This window comes from Komagataeibacter saccharivorans, from assembly GCF_004348195.1.
GTDB lineage: Bacteria > Pseudomonadota > Alphaproteobacteria > Acetobacterales > Acetobacteraceae > Komagataeibacter > Komagataeibacter saccharivorans.
On sequence record NZ_CP036415.1, the window covers coordinates 1 to 1,995 of the forward strand.

The 1,995-nt window shown below is 61.1% G+C and carries 2 protein-coding genes; both read left to right on the forward strand.

The window, feature by feature from the left end:
- Positions 1–1,474: shufflon system plasmid conjugative transfer pilus tip adhesin PilV (gene pilV / locus KSAC_RS17120; protein WP_132307111.1), on the forward strand; the 1,474-nt coding region annotated here is incomplete at its 5' end.
- A gap of 2 nt (positions 1,475–1,476) precedes the next feature.
- Positions 1,477–1,995, forward strand: a 519-nt coding sequence (locus tag KSAC_RS17125; protein WP_132307113.1) for a lysozyme family protein, incomplete at its 3' end; no start/stop codon positions are given.

A 1,995-nucleotide genomic window follows, 5' to 3' on the forward strand; every position in this document is an offset into this window, starting at 1 on the left:
CGTTCCCCTCTCTACGCTTGTCAGCGACAGCGATCTCCTGCCCGGCTTCACGGCCATAAACCCATACGGCCAGACCTGGGCGGTCTACCTCATGCAGCCCGTATCGGGAACGCTGTCCGTGGTGGTTGAATCACAGGGCGGCAACACGATCAACGGGACGGACGAGGTCCGCATCGCCTCGGGCACAGGGGCGCAGGGTGGATACGTCCCGTATGACGGCATGTTCGGCCACCTGAGTTCATCAACCGCCACCGGGGCCAGCGGAAGCTGGAGCCTGCCGCTGACATCGGTACCCAACCCCGGCGCCGGCCATCTGGTCGGACTTCTGCAGTATTCGAACGCCCCCGTTACAAATCCCGATTACATCTATCGCGATCAGGTGCAGGGGCATCCCGAATTCCAGACCATGAACGCAGCACTCGACATGAACGGGAACAACATCAATGCCGCCAACGATGTGAACGCAACGCGCGGCCTGTTCGCAGGCGGCAACCCCAATGGCGGCTATGGCGGCGTGCAGGTAGGGAACGCCTGGGTCTATGGCGACGACACCAACGCCGCGATCCGTGCCCCCTCCTCGGGCGGCGTCTTCATGCAGCATACCGACGGAAGCAATGCGGACCTGACGGCAGGACGCGGCCGATTTTCGGGCAATATAGGAACCCACGGATATGATCCGGATAACGGTCTTCCAGAGGGCTGGTTCGGTGGCGTGCACAGCTGGGATGGTTACTTTGAAGGGACCGTGGCAGTTGGCACGCAGGGATCAGTGCTCGGCTTCCTCGATACATCTGGCTACGGCTACGTCCATGATACAATGACAAGCGGCAACCAGATGGTGACGAAGACCAGATTCTATGTCCAGGACCCGGGATGTGGCTTTCAGGTGGGCGACGTCCAGTTCTGCGGCGACAGCTACAACGCGGTGATCAATGCTCCGGGGGCCACGTATTTCCATCACGGGGATGGAACCAACGGAGACATCGTCGCCGGTTCGGCAAGCCTTGATGATGTCAAACTGGGGACCGATAACGGCGCATCTGTTGAAGGGAGTGGCTGCTCCCCGAACGGCATGATCGCGCAGGACGCAAGCGGTAATGGCGCCACCCTGAACTGTCTGAACGGTATATGGAGACGCGTATCGGCAAGTGCGCATGTCACATGGTACGTGCTGGACCAGACGCCTGGAGGCTATCGCGGGCCCGGAAACTATCTCAGTGACCAGTACTATGCCGACCTCGGTGAGCATCTCATGTGTGCCCTGACCAGCACATTCGAGATGTGGCCTGTAGACAAGTATTCTGCTGCCAATGCGACCCGCGTGCTCCCAACCGGTATCGGTCCGAATGGTGGCCTCATCTGGTCATTGCAACGCGGGAATGATGGCAGTCTGGGTGGCTCTGCTGCCTGTCTTGACCTGAATAATGACGTGATCCAGCCCGCCGCGAATGCCACTGTCGGCATGGCTAACTGAGCATGGGTACCAGTGCACTTCCTCCCTGCGCCACCATAGCCTCAGGCTATTATGGCGTCCCTCTGGCAATCGTGGAACAGGTCAGCAGCGGCACGCCCCATGCGGGTGGCATCGGCCCGATGGGTATACAGCCCGGCTGGCTGCCCGTTCTGGAAAAGGCAGGGTTTTCACCGGACGCCATAAAAACCGACATCTGCATGAACATTGCCGCCGGGGCGTGGATCCTCAGATGGAGTGGCGCTGCGCAACAGCGAAAACCGCCGCCCGATGCGTCACATGACGGCCGGCCACGGCCTGCGTTCGCGCCGCCGGGGAAACTTCCTCCCGGTCTCGACGCCTGCGTCTCGGACGCGGCCGGTCGCTACCGTCTACCCGAAGTGCTGTTCCGCGCCATCCTGCTTACCGAAGGTGGACAGGTCGGACACATAAGCGGCAACCGCAACGGCAGCTATGACATGGGACCAGCACAGGTCAATTCGACGCACCTTCCCGAACTGGCCCGCATGGGGATCACACGCGAG